The sequence below is a fragment of the Quisquiliibacterium transsilvanicum genome (assembly GCF_014202215.1).
GTDB classification, from domain to species: domain Bacteria; phylum Pseudomonadota; class Gammaproteobacteria; order Burkholderiales; family Burkholderiaceae_E; genus Quisquiliibacterium; species Quisquiliibacterium transsilvanicum.
Window position 1 is genome coordinate 180,622 of sequence record NZ_JACHGB010000005.1, and the last position, 22,454, is coordinate 203,075.

A 22,454-nucleotide genomic window follows, 5' to 3' on the forward strand; every position below is an offset into this window, starting at 1 on the left:
CCCTGCCGCGTCGCGCGCGCTCAATCCATCATGATGACCTGGCGGATCGAATCCCCGCGGGCCAGCCTGTCCAGCGCCTCGTTGATGTCGTCCAGCCGGATGCGCTCCGACAGCAGGCGATCGACCGGCAGTCTCCCGGCGCGGTACATCGCCACGTACCGGGGAACATCACGCGCGGGAACGCAGGAGCCGACGTAGCTGCCCTTCAGCGTGCGCTCCTCGGCGATCAGGCTCACCGCCTGCAGCTCCCACTTCGCAGCGGGATTGGGCAGGCCCGCGGTGACCGTGGTGCCGCCGCGCGCGGTGATCCGGTAGGCGAGATCCAGCGCCCTGACGCTGCCCGCCATCTCGAACGCGTACTCGACGCCCCCGCCGGTGGCCTCCCTGACCTTCTCGATCACGTCCGGGTCGGACGCGTTGAAGGTGTGCGTTGCGCCAAGCTCGCGCGCGAGGGCCAGCTTGGCGTCGAGCAGGTCCACCGCGACGACGGTGCGTGCGCCCGCCGCGGCGGCCGCCAGCAGCGACGAGAAGCCGACGCCGCCCAGCCCCACCACGGCCGCACTGCTGCCGGCCTCCATGCGCGCGGTGTTGAACACCGCACCCGCGCCGGTGAGCACCGCGCACCCGAACAGCGCCGCCTCGTCCCAGGGCAGGTCGGGGTCGATCCTGACTGCGGAACGCCGGGAGACGGTTGCGTACTCGGCGAAGGCCGCACAGCCCAGATGGTGATTCAGCACCCCGCCCGGCTCGCCGGCGATGCCGGCAGCCCCGCCGACGGCCCGCAGGCGCTTGTAGCCGCCCAGCAGCGACCCCGTTCCATTCGACTCCCCGCCAGGGCCGCACAGCGCTGGCCGGCCGGTGGCGCAGCTCATGCAGCTGCCGCAGGAGGGCCTGAACACCAGCACCACGTGGTCGCCAAGCGCCAGGTCGGTCACTCCCGGACCGAGCCCCACCACCTCGGCCGCGGCTTCGTGCCCAAGCACGATCGGCATCGGCCAGGGCCGGTCACCGTTGATCGCTGACAGGTCCGAATGGCACAGGCCGGCGGCGCGGATCCTCACCAGCAGCTCGCCGGCGCCGGGGCCGGCCAGATCGACCTCTTCCACCGACAGAGGCCTGCTCTGCCCGTAGGGCATCGGCAGGCCCATCTGCCGCAACACCGCCGCGCGAATCCTCACCTAGTGTCCCTCCCGATGGAGCCGCGCCAGCCCTCAGAGCCCGGCCAGGCAAAGGTACTTGATCTCCAGGTACTCGTCGATGCCGTAGCGTGACCCCTCGCGCCCCAGCCCGGACTGCTTGACGCCGCCGAAGGGCGCAATCTCGGTCGACAGCGCGCCGCTGTTGACGCAGACCATCCCGCTCTCGAGCGCCTCGGCAACACGGAAGATCCGGCCGACGTCGCGTGCATAGAAGTAGGCCGCCAGCCCGAACTCGGTGGCATTGGCCATCGCGATCGCCTCCTCCTCGGTGCCGAAGCGGAACAGCGGCGCCACCGGCCCGAAGGTTTCCTCGCGCGCCACCCTCATCCGCTGGGTGACGCCGGTGAGAATCGTCGGCTCGTAGAACAGGCCTCCGAGCTCATGGCGCCGCCCGCCGGCCAGCACCCGGGCCCCGTGCGCGAGCGCGTCCGCGACGTGCTCTTCCACCTTGAGCAGCGCCGCCTCCTCGATCAGCGGGCCAACGTTGACCCCAGGCACAGTGCCTGGGCCGACCCTGAACGCTGCCACCTTCGCGGCCAGCCGGGCAGCGAAGTCTTCATAGACGGCGTCCTGCACGTAGATGCGGTTGGCGCATACGCAGGTCTGCCCCGCGTTGCGGTACTTGGAAGCGATGGCGCCGTCGACCGCGGCGTCCAGGTCCGCATCGTCGAACACGATGAAGGGGGCGTTGCCGCCCAGCTCCAGCGACAGCTTCTTCACGGTGTCGGCCGACTGCCGCAGCAGGATGCGGCCGACCTCGGTGGAGCCGGTGAACGAGAGCTTGCGCACCACGGGGTTGGTGCACATCTCGAGCCCGATCGCCGGCGCCCTGCCGGCATCGCCCACCACCACGTTGAACACGCCTGGCGGAAAGCCCGCGCGCTCGGCCAGCTCGGCCAGCGCCAGCGCGCACAGCGGCGTCGCCTCGGCCGGCTTGGCCACCACGGTGCAGCCCGCGGCCAACGCCGGCGACACCTTGCGGGTGATCATCGCGATCGGGAAGTTCCAGGGGGTGATCGACGCGCTCACGCCGATCGGCTGCTTCATGACTAGCACGCGGCGATCCGGCATCCAGCTGGGCACGATGTCGCCGTAGACGCGCTTGCCCTCCTCGGCGAACCACTCGACGAAGGATGCACCGTAGCTCACCTCGCCGCGCGCCTCGGCCAGCGGCTTGCCCTGCTCGGAGGTCATCAGCAGGGCGAGATCCTCGGTGTTCGCCAGGATCATCTCGAACCAGCGGCGCATCACCGCCGCCCGCTCCTTGGCGGTCTTCGCGCGCCATGCCGGCAGCGCTCGCTCGGCGGCTTCGATGGCGCGCCGGGTCTCGGCAGCCCCCATGTCGGCGACTTCTGCGAGCCGCCTGCCGCTGGCGGGATCGGTCACCGGAAAGCGCGCGCCAGAGTCCGCGCCGATCCATTGGCCGTCGATGTATCCATCGGTGCGCAACAGCGCTGCGTCCTTCAGCTGCAATGCCATCTCCCCTCCTCCCGCGGGCCGCCCCAGCGCAGCGCCCGCATGCGCTTCAACCGGACGCGAACTTGAGACCCAGCACGCCGGCCACGATCAGACCGATGCACGCCAGCCGCAGCGCGGCCGCCGACTCCCCGAACAGCACCATGCCCAGCACCGCGGTGCCAGCCGCGCCGATGCCCGTCCAGACCGCGTAGGCGGTCCCGGCCGGCAGCACCCGCATCGCAAGCGCGAGCAGCCAGAAGCTGGCCGCCGCGGCCACGACCACCACCACCGAAGGCACCCAGCGCGTGAACCCTTCGCTCGCCTTCAGCCCGAGCGCCCAGACGATCTCCAGCAGGCCGGCCACGAACAGCACGGCCCACGCTTGTCCCGCGCTCATCCGAGCGTGGGCATGACGAAGGAGGCGCCGGCGCGGATGCCCTTGGGCCAGCGCTGGGTCACCGCCTTGTTGCGCGTGTAGAAGCGCACGCCCTCGGGGCCGTGCATGTGGTGATCGCCGAACAGCGAAGCCTTCCAGCCGCCGAAGGAATGGAAGGCCATCGGCACCGGGATCGGCACGTTGACCCCCACCATGCCCACCTGCACCCGGTTGGCGAATTCGCGCGCGGCGTCACCGTCGCGCGTGAAGATCGCGCAGCCGTTGCCGTACTCATGCCCGTTGACCAGGGCCAGCGCCTCCTCGAAGTCCGCCGCGCGGACCACGCAGAGCACCGGCCCGAAGATCTCCTCGGAATGGATGCGCATGCCCGGCCGGACGTGGTCGAACAGGCAGCCGCCCAGGAAGAAGCCGCCTTCGCGCCCCGGAACGACGAGGTCGCGCCCGTCGACCACCAACGTCGCACCCTCGGCCACGCCGGCATCGACATAATTGCGGACCTTGTCGCAGTGCGCGCGCGTCACCAGCGGACCCATCTCGGCCGCCGGATCCATGCCATCGGCGACCCGGATCTGCGGCACCCGCTGCGCGAGCCGGTCGACCAGGGCGTCGGCCACCTCGCCCACGGCCACCGCCACCGAGATCGCCATGCAGCGCTCGCCCGCCGAGCCGTAGGCCGCGCCGATCAGTGCATCCACCGCCTGGTCCAGGTCGGCGTCGGGCATCACCACCATGTGGTTCTTGGCGCCGCCCAGCGCCTGGACGCGCTTGCCGTTCGCGGCCGCGGTGTCATGGATGTGGCGCGCGATCGGCGTCGAGCCGACGAAGCTCACCGCCGCCACCTGCGGATGACCGAGCAGGGCATCCACCGCCTCGCGATCACCCTGCACCACGTTGAACACCCCATCCGGCAGGCCCGCCTCCTTGAGCAGCCGCGCCAGCATCAGCGAGGCGGATGGATCCCGCTCCGAGGGCTTGAGCACGAAGGTGTTCCCGCAGGCGATCGCCATCGGGAACATCCACATCGGCACCATCACCGGGAAGTTGAAGGGCGTGATGCCGACGCAGACACCGAGCGGCTGGCGCACCGAGTACAGGTCGATGCCGGGCCCCACCTGCTCGCTGAACTCCCCCTTGAGCAGCTGCGGGATGCCGCAGGCGAACTCGACCACCTCCAGGCCACGGGTCACCTCGCCTTCGGCGTCAGTGAACACCTTGCCGTGCTCCGAGGTGATCAGAGCAGCGAGCTCGGCCGAGTGCCGCTCGACCAGATCCTTGAAGCGGAACATCACACGCGCGCGGCGCAGCGGAGGGGTGGCGGCCCAGGCGGGGAAGGCTTCGGCGGCCGCACGCACCGCGGCGTCCACTTCGACGGCGCCGCCCAGCGGCACCCGGCGCGCCAGCTCGCCTGAGGCGGGGTTGAATACCTCCGCCGAACGTTCGCCAGCGGCGTCGACCTGCCGGCCTCCGATCCAGTGCCCCACGATGGCCGGCGCGGCGGCGTCCGTCAAGGTCCCGATCTGGTCGCTGCTTCCCATCTGCATCTCCTGCGCTGCCGCGCAACTTGCATCTGCGCCGACCAGCGTGATAAGGTCGTTCAACTGGTTGAACGTCGTTCGATATACCGAAAAGTGCCGAAAGCTTCGTCCAAACCCCGCGGGCTGTCAACCTCGCGCGCCGCCGGCCGCGCGGACGCGCAGGCGCCCCTGCGGAGCTCCGACGACGCGATGCCGCGCCGGCCCGACGCCGGCCCCTCCGATGCGCGCCTGGCCGATGTACCCCCGGCCGACTCGCCGCCAACCGACGCGCCGCGCCCGCCCGACACGCCGCGGCTGGTGCCAGCGGTGGTCCGGGCCGTAAACCTGCTGGACGCGGTGGCCGCCGGGACCGACCCGCTGGGCGTTTCGGAGCTGGCCCGCCGGCTCGGGCTCTCCAAGAGTTCGGTGCACGGCCTGGCCATCACTCTGGTCCACTGCGGTCTGCTCGAGCGCGGCCGCGACGGCGGGCTGGCGATCGGCCCGAAATCGATGGCCTGGGCCGGCGCATTCACCGAGCGCTCGAACCTGGTCTCCGCGTTCAGCGAGATCGCCCGCGACTTCGCCCCCCTGGCCGAGGAGACCGTGATGCTGTCAGTGCTGGACGGCGCCCAGGTCTTCTACCTTGCCTGCCGGCATGGCACCAAGCCGCTGGCGGTCAACTTCCGCGTCGGTGGCCGCTTCCCGGCCTGGTGCACCTCGACCGGCAAGGCGATGATGGCCACGCTGCCGCCAGAGCAGGTCCGCGCCACGATGCGCGCCGCCGGCATGAAGCCGCTGACGCGACACGGCCCGTCGGGCGTGGACGAACTGCTCGCGCAACTCGCGCAGGCACGGCGCCGCGGCCATGCGGTGGACGACGAGGAGACCGCCGAGGGGATGAACTGCTTCGGCGCCCCGGTGTTCGCCGCCGGCAGCGTCCAGGCGGTGGCCGCGGTGGGCGTCAGCCTGATCAAATCGACCACAACGGCGAAGCGGCGCACCCAGGTGATCGCGTCGATCCGAGAACTGGCACGGCGCCTGTCGGCGCGGCTGGGCGCCTGATGCCGTGAGCCCCGGCGCGTGACACATCCGCGCCCGCGCGCTACCGTCTGCGCACCTCGACCACCCGATCCGGACAGCCGATGACACCCAGCGTCTTCTCCCGAATCGTCGCCCGTGAGATCCCGGCCGCGATCGTCCACGAGGACGAGCACACGATCGCCTTCATGGACGCGGGACAGGTGAACCCGGGCCACGTGATCGTCGCCACGCGCCGGCAGGTCGAAACCATCCTCGACCTCGACGATGAACTCGCCGGGGCGGTATTCCGCACCGCCGCGCGCGTGGCCCGCGCAGTGCAGGCTGCCTTCGCCCCGCAGGGCATCACGGTGCTGCAGGCCAACCACGCCGCCGGCTGGCAGACCGTGCCCCACTTCCACCTGCACGTATTGCCCCGGCACGAGGGCGACGGCGTCGAACTGGTGTGGCCACGCAAGGATCCGGGCCTGCCGGCGCTGCACGCGCTCGCCGAGCGCATCCGCGAAGCGGACCGCGCGTAAGGCCGAAGCTGTGCGAGCGCCCGACGCGAGGCGTTCCGCCCCGCCGCCCGACAGCGCGTCTGCCCGCCGCGCGTCGCCCAGCCAACCGCCTGCGCCAGTCCGACGATATCATTGGTCATCACGAACCCGCGTCGGAGTTCCGCCATGTCAAGCGCCCTTCCCGGCATCGTCCGCCTGACCGCCGGCAGCCTGATACTCACCGCGGCGGGCGCCGCGATCGGCCAGCAGCAGGTCGTCAAGCCCCCAGTCGCGCAGTACTGGATGGACGTGGCCACCCACTCGATGGCGGGCATGCCCGAAATGCCTGGCATGCCCACCTTGCCCTTCTTCGGACGCGGGCCGGGCGGCGGCAGCGGCGCGAACGTCTACGGCAATACGCGCGGCATGTCGCCGGGCCGCTGGCTCGATCTCGCGCTGCACACCCGCGCGCGCCCCTCCGGCACCGAGGCCAGCCACGCGATCCCGGCGGGCATGCAGATGGGCCCGGCGCTGCCGCTGCTGCCCCTGCCCCCGGCCGCCCCCGCGCAGCGCGAACCTGGCGATCCCTCCGAGTCCGTCCCCGAGAAGCCCTCCGGGCGCATCCTGATCTACTGGGGCTGCGGTGAGTCGGTGCGCGCCGGCCAGCCGCGCGTGATCGACCTGGCCAGCGCCGGTCCCGCCGAGTTCGGCCGGGCCTTCGGCGGCCGCTTCGCGCCCGACCGCGGCGCGCGCGTCGGCCCCGGCTACGCCACGTGGCCCAACGAGAAGAGCCGCATCGAGGTGCCGAAGGGTGCGTCGCTGGCCGGCGAACACGCGGTCAGCGGCGACGGCGTCCCGGCCAGCCTGCGCTTCACGCTCGGCCAGCAACAGGACTTCATCCCGCCAATCCAGCTCGCCAGCACCGGCGGCCTCGCCGACAGCATCGCGCTGCAATGGCAGCCATTGTCCGCAGCGCGCGCGTTCTATCTGCACGCGATGGGCAGCATCGGCAAGGACATGGTGTTGTGGAGCTCGGCCGAAACGCCCGACACCGGCATGGGGCTGATCGACTACCTGCCCAACGCCACCATCGACCGCTGGGTGCGCGAGCGGGTGCTGCTGCCGGCCTCCGAGACCCGCTGCGCCGTCCCGAAGGGCATTTTCTCCGGCGGCAACGAGGGCAGCGCGATGCTGCGCATGATCGCCTACGGCAGCGAGCTGGGTTTCGCGCACCCGCCGCGCCCGTCCGACCCGCGCACGCCCTGGGAGCCGGAGTGGTCCGCGCGCGTGCGCGTCAAGGCAACCACGATGGCGATGCTGGGCATGGACATGGGTGGAATGGCGAGGCCTGGGGACGCCGAGGGCCAGCGTGACGCGCAGGGCGCCGACCGCCAGGCGCAGGAGGAGAAGCCGCTGCTCCCCGGCATGCCCGTGATCCCGGGCGCCGGCAAGGCGATGGACGCGATCCGTGGCATCTTCGGGCGCTGAGCCCCGACCCGAGGCTCAGGCGAGGAGTCCTCGCAGCGTGTCCCACCCGAACTTGCCGATCGTGACCAGCAGCACCGCGATGAACACGCGCCGCACGAAGGGGCTGCCGCGCGCGATCGCAGTGTGGCTGCCGGTGAAGCCGCCGGCCATGTTCGCGGCGGCCATCGACAGCGCCAGCGGCCAGATCACGTGGCCGGCCGGGATGAAGAAGGCGAGCGAAGCGAAGTTGGACGCCCAGTTCAGCACCTTCGCGCAGGCCGACGCCGACAGGAAGTCGTAGCCGAGCATGCGCACGAACCAGAAGATGAAGAAAGTGCCGGTACCCGGCCCGAGGAAGCCGTCGTAGAAGCCGATCAGCAGCCCGGCCAGCATGCCCAGCGCGCGCCGCCCGGCCCGCGAATGCAGCGGCGCGTGGACCTCGCCGAGCCCCTTGCGGCGCAGCGTGTACAACGCCACCGCCACCAGCGCCACCAGCACCACCGGCCGCACCGCGTCCTTCGGCAGCCAGGCCACGGTGCGCGCGCCCAGCCAGGCGCCGACCAGCGTGCAGGCGAAGGCGGGGCCCAGCACCTGCCACTCCACCTTCACCTGCCGCAGATAGTTGCGCGCGGCCATCGAGGTGCCGGCGATCGACGCCACCTTGTTGGTGCCGAACAGCGTCGCAGGCGTCTGCTGCGGCAGCGCAGTGAACAGAGCCGGCACCTGGATCAGCCCGCCGCCGCCCACCACGGCGTCGATGAAGCCCGCGCCGAATGCGCACAGCGCAAGCACCACGACGAGCGACGCATCCAGTTCCAGGGCGGCCGCCTCCCTCGCACGGCTGGCTCCGATGATACCGGCAGCAGGCGGTATGCTGGCGCCATGAACGAGTCCACCCGCGCGGCCTCCGCGGCGCCGCCCGCCACCTTGTCCGCCGCAGCGCCGCCTGCCGTCACCTCCGGCGCGGCGTCGCGCGCGCCGATCGCGATCACGCTGGGCGACGCCTGCGGCATCGGCCCCGAGATCGTGCTCAAGGCGTTCGCCACTGGCCTGCCAGCGCCCTGCGTGGTGGTCGGCGACGCGGACTTCCTCGCGCGCGAGGCCGCCCGGCTCGGGCTCGCCCTGGATGTGCGTCCCGTCACGCAGGCGGCGCCCGGCGCGCCCGGTTCGGTCGCCGTGATCGACGCTACCGCGCTGCCCCCGGACCTGGTCGCGGGGAGCGTCGACGCGCGCGCCGGCGAGGCCGCGTTCCGCTGCATCGAGCGCGCGGCGCGCATGGCACTGGCGGGCGAAGCGCGCGCCGTGGTCACAGCGCCGATCTCCAAGGAAGCGATGCACCTCGCCGGGCATCGCTTTCCGGGCCACACCGAACTGCTCGCCGAGCTGGCCGGCGGCGTGCCGGTGCGCATGATGCTGGCCAACGACGAGCTGCGCACGGTGCTGGTCACCATCCACCTGGCGCTGCGCGACGCGCTCGACGCGCTGTCCGAACCCGGCATCGTCGAGACCATCGTGATCGCCGACCGCGCGCTGCGCCGCGCCGGCATCGCCGCGCCGCGGATCGCGGTCGCTGGCGTGAACCCGCACGCCGGCGAGGGCGGCGCCTTCGGCCGCGAGGAGATCGAGATCGTCGGGCCGGCCGTGCGCCGGGCGTGCGCGATGGGCATCGACGCGCGCGGTCCCTTCGCCCCCGACACCGTGTTCATGCGCGCGCGCGGCTTCGCCGAGTTCGACGTCGTGATCGCGATGTACCACGACCAGGGCCTGATCCCGGTCAAGTACCTGGGCCTGGACGCCGGCGTGAACATCACGATCGGCCTGCCCTTCGTGCGCACCAGCCCCGACCATGGCACCGCCTTCGACATCGCCGGCCGGCCCGGCCCCGACGGCCATGGCCTTGCCGACCCGCGCAGCCTGCTCGCCGCGGTCGCGCAGGCCGAGCGTCTGGCGCGCTGAGCCTTTCGGCCCAGAGCGGCTCTCTCTGCGCGCCGCCTGCGCCCCCGTACCGCTCCCTAACCGCTCCCTAACCGCTCCCTAACCGCCGCCGACCCGCCCGCGACCCGCCCGATCCGCCCGCCGCTCTCGCACCCGTCGCCGTCATGTTCGCCTACCCGCTGTCCGCAACCGCCGCAATGCTGCTGGCCGCGATCGCGCTGCTGCTGTGCCTGGAGGCAGCCCGGCGCGCCCGCTGGAACGCAGGCATCGACGAGCACCTGGGCTGGGCGCTGGCCACCGCGCTGATCCTGCTCGGCCACCGGATGACCGTGGAGCTGCCCTCGGGGCTCGCGCTGCACTACCTCGGCTCAGCCTTCCTGACGCTGCTGCTGGGCTACCCGCGCGCGCTGCTGTCTATGGCGATGGTGTTCGCGGCCGAAGCCGCCCGCGGCGGCGACTGGAGCAACTGGGGGCTGCGCGTGCTGCTGTCCGGTGCCCTGCCCGTCGTCACCATGTGGGCGATCGTCGGCGCCTGCCGCCGCTGGTTGCCCGCCAACCCCTTCGTCTTCCTGCTGGCCTGCGGCCTGTTCGGCCAGTTTGCCGCGTACTGCGTGCAGCTGTGCGCGAGCGCGCTCGCCTACGTGGTGCTCGCGCCCGACGTACCAGCAGCCTTCGTCGACGAAATCCTGCCCTACGCGCTGCTGCTGGCCGCCGGAGAGGCCTGGCTCGAGGGCATGCTGGTCACGCTTCTCGTGGTCTACGTTCCCGGCAGCGTGCGGCTGTTCGACGAAGGCTTCTACCTGCGCAAGCGCGGCAACTGAGGCGTCACCTGCTCGCACCACCTGCACGCACCACCTGCGAGCCAGTGCGCGCCACTGCGCGCGTCACTCGCACCCCACGCCGGCACAGGCTCGCTCGACTTCCAATGCGGGCACTCAGACCAGCCCGTTCGCCCTGACCCACTCCCAGGTCTCGTCCAGTGCCGCCTCGGCGCGCGCGAGCAGCTCGCGCAGCTCGTGGGCTTCGATGATCAGCGGCGGCGAGAACGCGATGATGTCGCCGGGCAGCACCCGCACGATCGCGCCGCGCTTCTGCGCGTTCTTCACCACCTGCGCGCCGACGCCGGCCTTCGGGTCGAAACTCTCCCGGCGATCGCGGTCCTTCGCGAGCTCCCAGGCGCCGATCAGCCCGATGCCGCGCGCCTCGCCCACCAGCGGGTGGTCGGCCAGCGCGCGCAAGCCCTCCTGCAGCACCGGCGCCACGCGGCGCACATGGGCCAGCAGGTCGCGCTCCTCGTAGATGCGCAGGGTCTCCAGGCCCACGGCCGCGGCCACCGGGTGGCCCGAGTAGGTGAAGCCGTGGCCGAACACGCCCAGCTTCTCCGACTGCTGCTCCAGCGTGCGGTAGATGCCGTCGCCGACCAGCATTGCCGACATCGGCACATAGCCGCTGGTCATCATCTTCGCGCAGGTGAGCACGTCGGGCCGGATGCCGAAGGTCTGCGAGCCGAACATCTGCCCGGTGCGGCCGAAGCCGCAGATCACCTCGTCGGCCACCATCAGCACCTCGTACTTCGTCAGCACGCGCTGCACCCGCTCGAAATAGGTGGCCGGCGGCACGATCACGCCGCCCGCCCCCATCACCGGCTCGGCGAAGAAGGCCGCCACGGTGTCGGGCCCTTCGGCCAGGATCAGCCGCTCAAGCTCGGCGGCGAGCCGCTCCGCGTAGGCCTCCTCGCTCTCGCCGGGCTTCGCGTAGCGCCAGTGGTGCGGCGTCTCGGTGTGCAGGAAGCGCGGCGCGGGCAGGTCCCAGTCGCCGTGCGCGAACGGCAGCCCGGTGAGGCTGCCCGAGGCCACGGTCACGCCGTGATAGGCGCGACGGCGCGAGATGATCTTCTTCTTCTCAGGCCTGCCGACAGCGTTGCTCAGGTACCAGGCAAGCTTCACCGCGGAGTCGTTGGCCTCGGAGCCGGAGTTCGCGAAGAACACCCGCGACAGCCCCGCCGGCGCCACCCCGACGATGCGCTCTGCGAGTTCGGCGGACACGGCTGCCACCTTGTTCGAGAACGCGTGATAGAAGGGCAGCTCGAGCATCTGCCGGTAGGCGGCCTCGGCGAGCCGGCGCTCGGAGAAGCCGAGCCCTGCGCACCACAGCCCCGCCATTCCCTCCAGGTAGCGGTTGCCGGCCTCGTCGATCACGTGCACGCCGTCGCCGCGCACGATCACCAGCGGCCCCTCGGTGCGCAGCGCCGCGAGGTTGCTCGACGGATGCAGGTGGAAGGCGCGGTCGCGCCGCGATGCCAGGGTTTCGGACGGGTCCATCGATGCTCCTCGTTCGCCGTGCGGATGCGGGTGGGCGGCCGGCTCAGAGCCGGGCCATCACGTGCCGCGCCACCGTATAGTCCTCCAGCGCGTACATCGACAGGTCCTTGCCGTAGCCTGAGTTCTTCAGGCCGCCGTGCGGCATCTCGTTGGCCAGCATGAAGTGGGTGTTGATCCAGGTGCAACCATACTGCAGCTTCTTCGCCACCCGCAGCGCCCGGCGCACGTCCTGCGTCCACACCGAGGACGCCAGGCCGTAGTCGGAGTCGTTGGCCCAGGCGATCGCCTGCTCGGCATCCGCGAAGCGCGTCACCGAGACCACCGGGCCGAACACCTCGCGGCGCACGATTTCGTCCTCCTGGCGCGCACCGGCGATCACGGTGGGCTCGTAGAAGAAGCCGGCGCCGGCGCGCAGCCGCCCGCCGGTGGTGATCTCCATGTGCCCCGCCATCGCCGCGCGCTCGACGAAGCTTGCCACCCGGCTGCGCTGGCGGTCGGTGATCAGCGGGCCCATCTCGGCGCCCTCGTCGTGCTGCGCGCCGACCCGGATCGAGCCCACCGCCGCGGAGAGGTCCGCCACCAGCCGCTCGTAGATCTTCGCGCCCGCGTACACCCGGCAGGCCGCGGTGCAGTCCTGCCCCGAGTTGTAGTAGCCGAACGAACGGATGCCCTCGACCACCTCGGCGAGATCGGCGTCGTCGAAGACGATCACGGGCGCCTTGCCGCCAAGCTCCAGGTGGGTGCGCTTCATCGAGCGCGCCGCGGCCTGCAGGATCTTCTGTCCGGTGGAGACGTCGCCGGTGAGCGAGACCATGCGCACCAGCGGGTGCTCGATCAGCGGCTGGCCGACCGACTCGCCACGGCCGCAGACCACGTTGACCACGCCCTTCGGGAACAGCTCGGCCAGCAGCTTCGCCAGCTTCAGCGTTGTCAGCGGCGTCTGCTCGGACGGCTTGATCACCACCGTGTTGCCGCCGGCCAGCGCGGGCGCGAGCTTCCAGGCGGCCATCATCAGCGGATAGTTCCACGGCGCGATCGACGCGACGACGCCCACCGGGTCGCGCCGGATCATGCTGGTGTAGCCGGCCAGGTACTCGTTGGCCGCGGTGCCCGGCATGCAGCGCGCCGCGCCCGCGAAGAAGCGGAAGCAGTCGGCCACCGCCGGGATCTCGTCGGCGAGCGCGCGCGCGTAGGGCTTGCCGCAGTTCAGCGACTCGATGCGCGCGAACGCATCGGCTTCGCGCTCGATGGCGTCGGCCAGGCGCAGCAGCAGCGCGCTGCGCCCGACCGGCGTGGTCTCGGACCAGCCGTCGAACGCGCGATGCGCGGCAGCCACCGCGCGCTGGATCTGCTCGACCGAGGCCTCCGGCACCTGCGCGATGGTGCGCCCGGTCGCGGGATCGAGGATCGCCTCGGCTCTCCCCTCGCCGGCGACGAACTGGCCGTCGATCAGCAGCTCGGTGGGCAGCGCCCCTACGGCGTGCTTCGCATTCGTGTCCATCGGCGTCTCCTGCGGGGTTGCGTTCATTGTCACTTGCCGGCGCCCGCGACGTGCTCGCCGTCGCGCGTCAGGAAGTAGGCGGCGAGGATCGGCAGCGTGGTCACGGCGATGATGATCACCGCCACCACGTTGGTCACCGGGCGCTGGCGCGGCCGCACCAGTTCGTTGAGCATCCAGATCGGCAGCGTCGTCTGCTGGCCCGCGGTGAAAGTGGTGACGATCACCTCGTCGAAGCTGAGTGCGAGGGCCAGCATGCCGCCGGCCAGCAGCGCCGTGCCGAGCTGCGGCAGGATCACGTGACGCAGTGTCTGCAGACCGTCGGCGCCGAGGTCCATCGACGCCTCGATCAGCGACGGACTGGTGCGGCGCAGCCGGGCGACCGCGTTGTTGTGCACCACCACCACGCAGAAGGTCGCGTGGCCGATCACGATCGTCCAGAACGAGAACGGGATCTCCAGCGCGTTGAAGCCGGAGCGTAGCGCGATGCCGGTGATGACGCCTGGCAGCGCGATCGGCAGGATGATCAGCAGCGAGATCGTGTCGCGCCCGAGGAAGCGCCCCCACGCCAGCGCGCCGGCCACCAGCGTGCCCAGCACCAGCGCGATCGCGGTGGACCATGACGCCACCTGCAGCGACAGCCTGATCGCCGCCCAGACGTCCTCGCGCGCCCAGGCCACCGCGAACCACTCGGTGGTGAGCCCGGGCGGCGGGAACCGGTACGACTTGTCCTCCGACGAGAACGCGTAGACGAAGATCAGCAGCATCGGCAGGTGCAGGAACAGCAGCCCGCCCGCCGCGGCAAGCTTCAGCCCCCAGCCAGCGCGCGGGCGGTCAGAGCGCATCGAAGGCCCCCATGCGCCGCGCGAGCCACAGGTAGGCGCCGATCACCACGATCGGCACGAACGAGAAGGCCGCCGCGAATGGCACGTTGCCGGCGACGCCCTGCTGCATGTAGACCACCTGCCCGATGTACAGCGTGGAATCGCCGATCACGCCGGGCACGATGTAATCGCCCAGGGTCAGCGAGAAGGTGAAGATCGAGCCGGCCACCACACCGGGCAGCGCAAGCGGCAGGATCACCCTGCGGAAGGTGTCCGCGCCGCGCGCGCCGAGGTCGCCCGAAGCCTCGATCACCGACGGCGGGATTCTCTCGATCGCCGCCTGGATCGGCAGGATCATGAAGGGCAGCCACAGGTAGACGAAGACCACGAAGGTGCCCAGCGCCGAAAACGACAGCGAGGGCCCGCCCACCAGCGGCAGCGAGAGCAGCGCTTCGAGCAGCCAGCCCAGGTGCAGCTTCGCCAGCAACCAGTTGATCGCTCCCTCCTTGGCGAGCAGCAGCTTCCAGGCGTAGATCCGCACGAGATAGCTCGACCACAGCGGCAGCATCACCAGCAGGTAGCAGGCCGCCTTGGTGGCGCCGGTGGTGTGGCGCGCCATGTACCAGGCGACGGGGAAGCCGATTGCGGCACAGGCCAGCGTCACCATCACCGCCATCCCGACGGTGCGCAGAATCACGTCGAGGTTGGCTGGCGCGAGGATGTCGACGAAGTTCTTCAGCGTGAACGTGCGCTCGACCTGACCAGTGAACTCGTCGAGCTGGAACACGCTGTTGGCGAGCAGCGCGAACAGCGAGCCCACGTAGAGAACGCCCAGCCACAGCAGCGGCGGCACCAGCAGCAGCGCGAGCAGCGCGCCGCGCCGGCCGACCAGCAGGTCGGAGATGCGCCGGCGCAGGCGTGGCCAGCCCGCATGCAAGGGCAGCGCTGCGGCGCGATTCATCGCGCAGCTCCCGGCGCGGCGGGGGCCTTCGCGGCGCGGGTCATGGCGCAGCACCCCGCGAGGCGGGGGCCCTCGCGGCGCTTCCCGCGCAGCGTGCGCTCATCTCGCCGCTCCGCGCCCGGCGTCGATCGGATGCACCGCGTCGCCGCTCCAGTGCAGATGCACCGTCTCGCCGGCCGCGGGCACCGGCCCGGCGCCGCCAGGCCGGTCCACCTCGAGCGTGGCGTCGCCGCAGTCGATCGCCAGCCGCGTGAACGAGCCGTAGTACTGGGCCGCGGCCACCTGCCCGGAGGCGCGTGCGCCGGCGGCCTCGCCCAGGATGATCCGCTCGGGGCGCAGCAGCGCGCAGCTGGCGCCGTCGGCCCAGCGCGCGGCAGCCGCGCCGTCGACGAGGTTGGCCGCGCCGACGAATTCGGCGACGAAACGGGTGGCCGGCCGCTCGTAGACCTCCCGCGGCGGGCCCACCTGCTCGAGCCGGCCGCGGTTGAAGACGCCGATGCGGTCGCTCATCGACAGCGCCTCGTGCTGGTCGTGGGTGACGAACACGAAGGTGATGCCAAGCCGCTGCTGCAGCGCCTTGAGCTCCAGCTGCATCTGCTCGCGCAGCTTCAGGTCCAGCGCGCCCAGCGGCTCGTCGAGCAACAGCACCTTCGGCTCGTTGATCAGCGCCCGCGCCAGCGCCACCCGCTGTCGCTGCCCGCCGGAGAGCTGCGAGGGGCGCCGGTCGCCCACGCCGGACAGTTGCACCAGCGCGAGCAGGCGCTCGGCCTGCGCATGGCGCTGCGCTTTGGGCACGCCGCGCACCATCGGCCCGTAAGCTACGTTGTCGCGCACGCTCATGTGCGGGAACAACGCGTAGTCCTGGAACACCGTGTTCACGTCGCGCGCGTAGGGCGGCAGCGCGGTGGCGTCGACGCCGGCGATGCGCACGTGCCCCGAGCTCGGGTACTGGAAGCCGCCGATCAGCCGCAGGCAGGTGGTCTTGCCGGACCCGGACGGACCCAGCAGCGTGAAGAACTCGCCGGGACGGATCTCGAGGCTCACGCCGTCGACCGCGCGCACCTCGCCGAAATCGACGACGACGTCTTCCAGGGCGACTGCGGGGGTGTGCATCGTGGGGAGAAGGGAGCGGGGAGAAGGGAGAAGGGAGAAGGGAGAAGGGAGAAGTGCCCCGGAGGGGAAGGCGCCCCATGCGGACCCCGGCGCCTTCCCCCGGAAGCGCCTTGCTCAGCGGCCGCCGAGGACGGCGATGTAGTCGGTCACCCACCGGTGGTAGGGCACGCAGCCCGCGGGCTGGGTCGCGCACTTGCTGACCGGCGTCTTCCAGAAGCGGATGCGCTCGAAGCTGCCCAGGCCGTTGTTCTCGCAGCCCTTCTCGCCCAGCAGCGGGTTGCCCTTGCACGCGTCCAGCACCACTGGCACCGATCCGAACCAGGCCGCCAGGTCGCCCTGCAGCTTCCTGCTCACCGAGTGCTCGAGCCACATGTAGGCGCAATTCGGGTTCTTCGCCTCGGCGTGCATCATCGTGGTGTCGGCCCAGCCGCTGGCGCCCTCCTTCGGCACCACGGTGGCGATCGGCGCGTTCTTCGACTTCAACACGTTGGCCTGGAAGCCCCAGGACGACGAAGCGACCACGCCCTCGTTGGTGAAGTCGTCGATCTGCACGAAGGCGTCGTGCCAGTAGCGTGCGACGATCTTGCGCTGCGCGCGCAGCAGCGTGAGCGCCGCCTTGTACTGGTCCTCGTTCAGCTCGTAGGGATCCTTGATGCCAAGCTCGGGCCTGGTCGACATCAGGTAGATCGCCGCGTCGGCGATGTAGATCGGTCCGTCGAAGGCCTGCACCCGGCCCTTGTTGGGCTTGCCGTCGGGCAGGTTCATCTCCTCGAACACCACCTTCCAGGAATCCGGCGGCTGGCTGCCGAAGGTCTTGGTGTTGTACATCAGCACGTTGTAGCCCCACTGGTAGGGCACGCCGTAGTGCGTGTTGTTCACGTAGTGCCAGGGCGCCTTCTGCAGCCGCGGGTCCACGTTCTTGTAGGAGGGCACCAGCGCGGTGTTGACCGGCTGCACCTTCTTGCCGGCGATCAGCCGCATGCTCGCGTCGCCCGAGGCGGTCACGAGGTCGAAGCCGCCTTCATTCATCAGCGCGACCATCTCGTCCGAAGTGCCGGCGGTCTTCACGTTGACCTTGCAGCCGGTCTTCTTCTCGAAGTCGGTCACCCAGTCGAAGCTCTTGTCGGTGGCGCCGCGCTCGATGTAGCCGGGCCACGCGACGATGTCGACGCGGCCTTCGCCCTTGCCGATCTTCTGCAGCATCTTCGGCTGCGCCGAGGCGGTGCCGATGGCCAGCGCCGAGGCCACGGCGAGCGCCGTCCAGGCCAGGGCGTGCGTGCGGGGGGAACGGGGCATGGAAGCTCTCCTTCGCTCAGGAAACCTCGAAGCGCGGGACGCGACGCGGCCCGCACGCGGGCGGGGAAAACCCCGGAACGCTCAGACTAGCGCCAGGCCAGGGCGCCAAAGAAATTCAATATTCCTTGCGGCAGCCATCGGAAAATCAGATGCCGCGCGAGGATGCGCAGGCAGACCGACCGTCGCGCCGGACATGGATCCGCAGGCAAACCGAGCGTCGCGGCGGCTCGCTTCAGGGCCCTGCGTGCCGGTTGCGCGCGTGCGACTGCTCGCGCGCAGCCTCGATGAACTCGCGGGCGACCGGGCTCAGCGGGGACCCGCGCCGCCACACGAGGCCGATGTCCACGCTGGGCAGCTCGTCGCGCAGCGGCCGCGCCTCGATCCGGTCGGCCTCCAGCGACCAGGGCCGGTAGACGAAGTCCGGCAGTACCGTCACGCCCATGCCGGCGCCAACCAGCGAACGCACCGCCTCCAGCGACGAAGTGCGCAGCAGCCGTCGCGGCGACAGCCCGTGCCGCGACCAGATCGCGCGCAGCATCTCGTCGATCCGGTCGGCGGCGAGCACGACGACCGGGCTCTCGGCCACCTCTGCCAGGGTCAGGTCCTCGCGCGACGCGAGCGGATGGTTCATCGGCAGCCAGACGCGGTTACGCGAGCGCGAGAGGATCTCGCTGGCCAGCGCCTGCCGCTCCACCAGCGCGCTGGCGATCATGATCGCGACATCGATCTCGCCGTTGATCAGCAGGTGCTCGAGGTAGCGAGGCTCGTCCTCGCTGACCGCAACCTCGACCGCTGGAAAGCTGCGCGTGAACCGGGCGAGCAGCTCCGACAGGTAGTAGCCGGCCACCAGCGGCGTGACGCCGATCGACAGCCCGCCTTCGAGCCGCAGCGGCTCGGCTCGCATCGCGTGGGTGGCGTCGGCCACCGCTGCCATCACGCGGCGCGCGCTTGCGAGGAAGCGATGCCCCTCGGCGGTGAGGCTCATGCCGCGCGGGCCGCGCTCGAAGAGCGCCACGCCGATCGACTCCTCGAGCTCGAGGATCGCCGCGGTGATGGCGCTCTGGGAGATGCTGAGCTGGCGGGCCGCGGCCGACACCGACGCACAGTCGGCGACGGTGATGAAGTAGCGGAACTGGCGCAGCGTGACTTTCACGACCACGCCCCCTGCTCCGCAGCAGCCGGTCAGCCGGCCAGCCGTTCCTCGAGCTGCCCCTTCACGCGCAGCAGCGCCTTCGGCAGCCCGTGGGCGAGCTGCTCGAACAGCGCCGTATGCAGCTTCAGCTCCTCGCGCCAGGCCCCGCGGTCGATCGAGGTGATCGTCGCGTACGCGCTCCGGGGGAAGTCCAGCCCTTCCCAGTGCAGGTCCTCGTAGCGCGGCGTGGTGCCGAACACGTGCTCCTCACCTTCGGCGCGGCCCTCGAGGCGACCAAGGATCCAGGCCAGCACCCGCATGTTGTCGCCGAAGCCCGGCCAGACGAACTTGCCGTTCTCGTCGGTGCGGAACCAGTTGACGCAGAAGATCCCCGGAAGCTTGGCGCCGCCGGCCTGCAGGCGGTGACCGAGATCCAGCCAGTGCGCGAAGTACTCGGCCATGTTGTAGCCGCAGAAGGGCAGCATCGCGAACGGGTCGCGCCGTACCACGCCGGTGGCGCCAGCCTGCGCGGCCGTCGTCTCGGAGCCCATCGTCGCGGCCATGTAGACGCCCTCCTCCCAGGAGCGCGCCTCGGTGACCAGCGGCACCGTCGTGCTGCGGCGTCCGCCAAAGATGAAGGCGTCGATCGGCACGCCGGCCGGGTCGTCCCAGAGCGGGTCGATCGACGGGCACTGCGCGGCGGACACCGTGAATCGTGCGTTCGGATGCGCCGCCGGCCGCGGCTTGCCGTTGACCGGGTTGGCCGCGGCGATCTCGGGCGTCCAGTCGCGGCCCTGCCAGTCGGTCAGGTGCGCCGGCGCCTCCGACAAGCCCTCCCACCAGACGTCGCCGTCGTCGGTCAGCGCCACGTTGGTGAAGATGACGTCGTGGGTCAGCGTATCGATGCAGTTCGGGTTGGTCTTGCGGCTCGTGCCGGGCGCCACGCCGAAGAAGCCCGCTTCCGGGTTGATCGCGTACAGGCGGCCGTCGGCATGCGGCTTGATCCAGGCGATGTCGTCGCCGATGGTGCGTACCGTCCAGCCCTCGAAGCCCTTGGGCGGAATCAGCATCGCGAAGTTGGTCTTGCCGCAGGCCGACGGAAACGCGGCGGCGACGTGGTACTTCTTGCCTTCGGGCGAGGTCACGCCGAGGATCAGCATGTGCTCGGCCAGCCAGCCGATGCCGCCGCCAAGCACGTCCTGCCGGCCCATGTTGGAGGCGATGCGCAGGGCGAAGCACTTCTTGCCCAGCAGCGCGTTGCCGCCGTAGCCCGAACCGTAGGACCAGATCTCGCGGGTTTCGGGGAATTGGACAATGTACTTCGTCGGGTTGCAGGGCCAGGCGACGTCCTTCTCGCCTACCGCCAGCGGCTTGCCCACCGAATGAACGCAGGGCACGAAATGGCCATCCTCGCCCAGCACGTCGAAGACCGCGCGGCCCATGCGGGTCATCATCCGCATGTTGGCCACCACATAGGGGCTGTCTGAGATCTCGACGCCGATGTGGGCGATGTGGCTGCCCAGCGGGCCCATCGAGAACGGGATCACGTACATCGTGCGCCCGCGCATGCAGCCGTCGAACAGGCCGTCGAGCGTGACGCGCATCTCGGCCGGCGCCACCCAGTTGTTGGTCGGGCCCGCGTCCTCCTTGCGTTCGCTGCAGATGAAGGTGCGATCCTCGACCCGGGCGACGTCGGTGGGATCCGACCAAGCGAGGTAGGAATTCGGGCGCTTCTCAGGATCGAGCCGGCGCATCGTGCCGGCTTCCACCATTGCCGCGCACAGCCGGTCGTACTCCTCCTGCGAACCATCCGCCCAATGGACCCGGTCGGGCTTCGTGAGCGCCGCGATCGACGCAACCCAGTCGATCAGACCCTGGTGCTGCACGTAGGCGGGCGCGCCCACTTCCGGCGCGGCGCCCTTGCCTGCGGCGCCCGCGGCACCCATCAAGTACGGATGATTCATGCGAGAGTCCCCGGTTAAACATTCCATTTTACAGCCGCGCCCCGCATCCGGGCCGCGCGCGGGCCGTCACGGTACGACCCGCACGCGCGGCGCGCAAGCCCCCGGGCATACTCCCCCGGGCGCGCCTGGCGTTCTGTGGCCTTTGCCGCATAATCTGAAAGGCGTCGCCATGACGATTGTCAATCCAGGGTGCCCATGCAGTTCAAGATCCATCCCGTCGATGTGCAGGAATGCGAAAGCTGCGGCGTCCGCTCGAACTCCCTGTTCGCGAACCTCAACAGCGACGACTTCCGGCTGATCGAGCAGGCGATCCACGAAACCGGCATCCCCGCACACGCCACGCTGTTCGACGAAGGCGCTTCGGGGCAGTTTCTCTACACGCTGCGCAGCGGCCTGGTGAAGCTGGTGCGCTATCAGTCCGACGGCAGCCAGCGGATCATCCGCATGCTCACCCCGGGCGACATCGCCGGACTCGAGATCACCGCGCACCCGCTCTACGACTCCACCGCCATCGCCCTCACCGAGGTCACCGCCTGCCGCATTCCGCTGGCCGTGATCCATCGGCTGGAGGGCGCGTCGCCGCGCCTGCACTCGCAGCTGCTGCGCAAGTGGCACGAAGCACTGAAACAGGCCGACGACTTCATCGCGGACCTTGCCTCCGGAAACGCCCGCCAGCGCCTCGCCCGGCTGCTGCTGCGCCTCTCCCACGGCGACTCCGGCCAGCAGGTCCTGCTGCCCTCGCGCGAGGACGTCGGCGCCATGCTGGGCATCACCACCGAGACTGCCAGCCGGGCGGTGGCCGCCTTCCGCCGCGAGGGTCTGCTGCTGGCCACCGATCGTCAGGGCAGGCACTTCCGCGTCGACGCCGCCCGGCTGGGCTCAGTCGCTGCCCGCAACGACTGACTCCGGTCCGCCCTCCGCCCGATTGCGCCGCACGCCCACCCCCATGAGCACCTCACCGCGCTTGCTGGCCGTCTGCACCGGCCGGGTGGCCCCGCTGGTCGTCACCGAGCGCGGCGCGCCCGAGACGGTCATCAGCGCGATCGCCAAGTCGCCTCTGGGCAGCCCCGCAGCGCCGGTCGCCGTCCGCGTCGGCCCCCTGGGGCTCGAAGGCGACGAGCAGGCGGACCTCACGGTGCATGGCGGCCTGGACAAGGCGGTATACGTCTACCCGGTCACCCACTACGCATTCTGGCAGACGGTGCGCGCCCAGGCCGGCGTCCCCGCGCAGCGCGAGCCTTCACCGATCACCGGCACCGCCCTGCCCCCCGGCACGATGGGCGAGAACCTGCTGGTCGCGGGGCTCCTCGAAGCCGATGTCTGGATCGGCGACCGGCTGCACATCGGTGAGGTGGAACTGCGCGTCGAGAGCCCGCGCCAGCCCTGCTACAAGTTCAACGCCCGGATGGGCTTCAAGTGGGCGGTGAAGATGATGGTGGAGAGCGGCTACACCGGTTTCTACTGCTCGGTGCTGCGACCCGGCAGCCTGTGCGCCGGCGACGCCGTGCAGCTGCTGCCGGGCGATCGCGTGCTCTCCGTCGAGCAGACCCACCGCCTTCTCAACCGCCCGAAACGCCGTTGAGCGGGCCGCGCGCGCGGGACCGGCAAACCGCGCGCATCTGAGGTACAGTCCCTTCATGGCCCAGCTCAGCCCTGCGCAGCGTACCGCCGGTACCGCGCGCATCCTGATGACCGCCGGCGCGCTGTTCGCCGCCGAGGCGGTGTTCCGTGGTTCCGTCGCCCGCACGCTGCTGTCCACGGCCCTGCTGGCGCTTGGCGCCGGCCTGCTGTTCTTCGCCAAGCGGGCCGACTGACCGGCGCGGCGCTCCGCCCGCCCCTCCCCCCGTCCATCCGCCCG

The 22,454-nt window shown here is 70.9% G+C and carries 21 protein-coding genes; 8 read left to right on the plus strand and 13 right to left on the minus strand.

The window, feature by feature from the left end; translation table 11 throughout:
* Positions 1-20 precede the first annotated feature (20 nt).
* The 4 genes from HNQ70_RS13320 to HNQ70_RS13335 are packed head-to-tail and all read right to left on the minus strand — an operon-like array spanning position 21 to position 4,589.
* Positions 21-1,178, minus strand: coding sequence for a zinc-binding dehydrogenase (locus HNQ70_RS13320; protein WP_183968387.1), 1,158 nt, complete (start codon positions 1,176-1,178; stop codon positions 21-23).
* Between the two features lie 33 nt (positions 1,179-1,211).
* Positions 1,212-2,678, minus strand: a complete 1,467-nt coding sequence (locus tag HNQ70_RS13325) for a succinate-semialdehyde dehydrogenase (protein ID WP_221302808.1) — start codon at positions 2,676-2,678, stop codon at positions 1,212-1,214.
* A gap of 46 nt (positions 2,679-2,724) precedes the next feature.
* Positions 2,725-3,054: a quaternary ammonium compound efflux SMR transporter SugE gene (gene sugE, locus HNQ70_RS13330; RefSeq protein ID WP_183968389.1), complete on the minus strand. Its 330-nt coding sequence runs from the start codon at positions 3,052-3,054 to the stop codon at positions 2,725-2,727.
* Entirely contained in the window at positions 3,051-4,589 is a 1,539-nt protein-coding gene (locus HNQ70_RS13335) for a CoA-acylating methylmalonate-semialdehyde dehydrogenase (RefSeq protein ID WP_183968391.1), read from the minus strand. The genes sugE and HNQ70_RS13335 overlap by 4 nt, the downstream gene beginning before the upstream one ends.
* Positions 4,590-4,778: 189 nt before the next feature.
* Here HNQ70_RS13335 and HNQ70_RS13340 point away from each other — a divergent pair, with 189 nt between their 5' ends.
* The 3 genes from HNQ70_RS13340 (at position 4,779) to HNQ70_RS13350 (ending at position 7,573) form a co-directional block, all read left to right on the plus strand.
* Positions 4,779-5,630 carry an IclR family transcriptional regulator gene (locus tag HNQ70_RS13340; RefSeq protein ID WP_183968393.1) on the plus strand — a complete coding sequence of 284 codons (852 nt, stop codon included), beginning with the start codon at positions 4,779-4,781 and terminating at the stop codon, positions 5,628-5,630.
* 80 nt (positions 5,631-5,710) lie between these two features.
* Complete coding sequence (locus HNQ70_RS13345) at positions 5,711-6,127, plus strand: HIT family protein (RefSeq protein WP_183968395.1); 417 nt, start codon at positions 5,711-5,713, stop codon at positions 6,125-6,127.
* A gap of 144 nt (positions 6,128-6,271) precedes the next feature.
* Positions 6,272-7,573, plus strand: a complete 1,302-nt coding sequence (locus tag HNQ70_RS13350; RefSeq protein ID WP_183968397.1) for a hypothetical protein — start codon at positions 6,272-6,274, stop codon at positions 7,571-7,573.
* 15 nt (positions 7,574-7,588) lie between these two features.
* Here HNQ70_RS13350 and HNQ70_RS13355 read toward each other — a convergent pair whose 3' ends face one another.
* Positions 7,589-8,347, minus strand: coding sequence for a sulfite exporter TauE/SafE family protein (locus HNQ70_RS13355; protein ID WP_343060779.1), 759 nt, complete (start codon positions 8,345-8,347; stop codon positions 7,589-7,591).
* A gap of 87 nt (positions 8,348-8,434) precedes the next feature.
* Here HNQ70_RS13355 and pdxA point away from each other — a divergent pair, with 87 nt between their 5' ends.
* Both pdxA and HNQ70_RS13365 read left to right on the plus strand, forming a co-directional pair.
* Positions 8,435-9,508, plus strand: a complete 1,074-nt coding sequence (gene pdxA, locus HNQ70_RS13360) for a 4-hydroxythreonine-4-phosphate dehydrogenase PdxA (RefSeq protein WP_183969116.1) — start codon at positions 8,435-8,437, stop codon at positions 9,506-9,508.
* Between the two features lie 143 nt (positions 9,509-9,651).
* On the plus strand, positions 9,652-10,308 hold the full coding sequence (locus HNQ70_RS13365) for an energy-coupling factor ABC transporter permease (protein ID WP_183968405.1): 657 nt from the start codon (positions 9,652-9,654) through the stop codon (positions 10,306-10,308).
* Positions 10,309-10,422: 114 nt separating this feature from the next.
* Here HNQ70_RS13365 and HNQ70_RS13370 read toward each other — a convergent pair whose 3' ends face one another.
* The 8 genes from HNQ70_RS13370 to HNQ70_RS13405 form a co-directional block, all read right to left on the minus strand.
* Complete coding sequence (locus tag HNQ70_RS13370; protein ID WP_183968407.1) at positions 10,423-11,808, minus strand: aminotransferase; 1,386 nt, start codon at positions 11,806-11,808, stop codon at positions 10,423-10,425.
* A gap of 43 nt (positions 11,809-11,851) precedes the next feature.
* On the minus strand, positions 11,852-13,309 hold the full coding sequence (locus tag HNQ70_RS13375; protein WP_183968409.1) for a gamma-aminobutyraldehyde dehydrogenase: 1,458 nt from the start codon (positions 13,307-13,309) through the stop codon (positions 11,852-11,854).
* A 29-nt stretch (positions 13,310-13,338) separates the two neighbouring features.
* Positions 13,339-14,151 carry an ABC transporter permease gene (locus tag HNQ70_RS13380; RefSeq protein ID WP_183968411.1) on the minus strand — a complete coding sequence of 271 codons (813 nt, stop codon included), beginning with the start codon at positions 14,149-14,151 and terminating at the stop codon, positions 13,339-13,341.
* Complete coding sequence (locus HNQ70_RS13385) at positions 14,141-15,091, minus strand: ABC transporter permease (protein WP_183968413.1); 951 nt, start codon at positions 15,089-15,091, stop codon at positions 14,141-14,143. Before HNQ70_RS13385 ends, HNQ70_RS13380 begins: the two co-directional genes overlap by 11 nt.
* Before the next feature lie 99 nt (positions 15,092-15,190).
* Positions 15,191-16,204 (minus strand): ABC transporter ATP-binding protein, encoded by a 1,014-nt coding sequence (locus HNQ70_RS13390; RefSeq protein ID WP_183968415.1) that lies wholly within the window; start codon positions 16,202-16,204, stop codon positions 15,191-15,193.
* A 114-nt stretch (positions 16,205-16,318) separates the two neighbouring features.
* Complete coding sequence (locus HNQ70_RS13395) at positions 16,319-17,500, minus strand: ABC transporter substrate-binding protein (protein WP_183968417.1); 1,182 nt, start codon at positions 17,498-17,500, stop codon at positions 16,319-16,321.
* Positions 17,501-17,732: 232 nt separating this feature from the next.
* Positions 17,733-18,659, minus strand: coding sequence for a LysR substrate-binding domain-containing protein (locus HNQ70_RS13400; RefSeq protein ID WP_221302809.1), 927 nt, complete (start codon positions 18,657-18,659; stop codon positions 17,733-17,735).
* Positions 18,660-18,682: 23 nt separating this feature from the next.
* Positions 18,683-20,596, minus strand: coding sequence for a phosphoenolpyruvate carboxykinase (GTP) (locus HNQ70_RS13405; protein WP_425504369.1), 1,914 nt, complete (start codon positions 20,594-20,596; stop codon positions 18,683-18,685).
* Positions 20,597-20,791: 195 nt separating this feature from the next.
* On the opposite strand from HNQ70_RS13405, the gene HNQ70_RS13410 reads away from it, so the two are divergent.
* The 3 genes from HNQ70_RS13410 to HNQ70_RS13420 are packed head-to-tail and all read left to right on the plus strand — an operon-like array spanning position 20,792 to position 22,410.
* A complete protein-coding gene (locus HNQ70_RS13410) occupies positions 20,792-21,499 on the plus strand; it encodes a Crp/Fnr family transcriptional regulator (RefSeq protein WP_183968419.1) in 708 nt (235 codons plus the stop codon).
* 43 nt (positions 21,500-21,542) lie between these two features.
* A complete protein-coding gene (locus tag HNQ70_RS13415) occupies positions 21,543-22,178 on the plus strand; it encodes an MOSC domain-containing protein (protein ID WP_183968421.1) in 636 nt (211 codons plus the stop codon).
* Positions 22,179-22,233: 55 nt separating this feature from the next.
* Positions 22,234-22,410, plus strand: coding sequence for a hypothetical protein (locus tag HNQ70_RS13420; RefSeq protein ID WP_183968423.1), 177 nt, complete (start codon positions 22,234-22,236; stop codon positions 22,408-22,410).
* Positions 22,411-22,454: the final 44 nt, after the last annotated feature.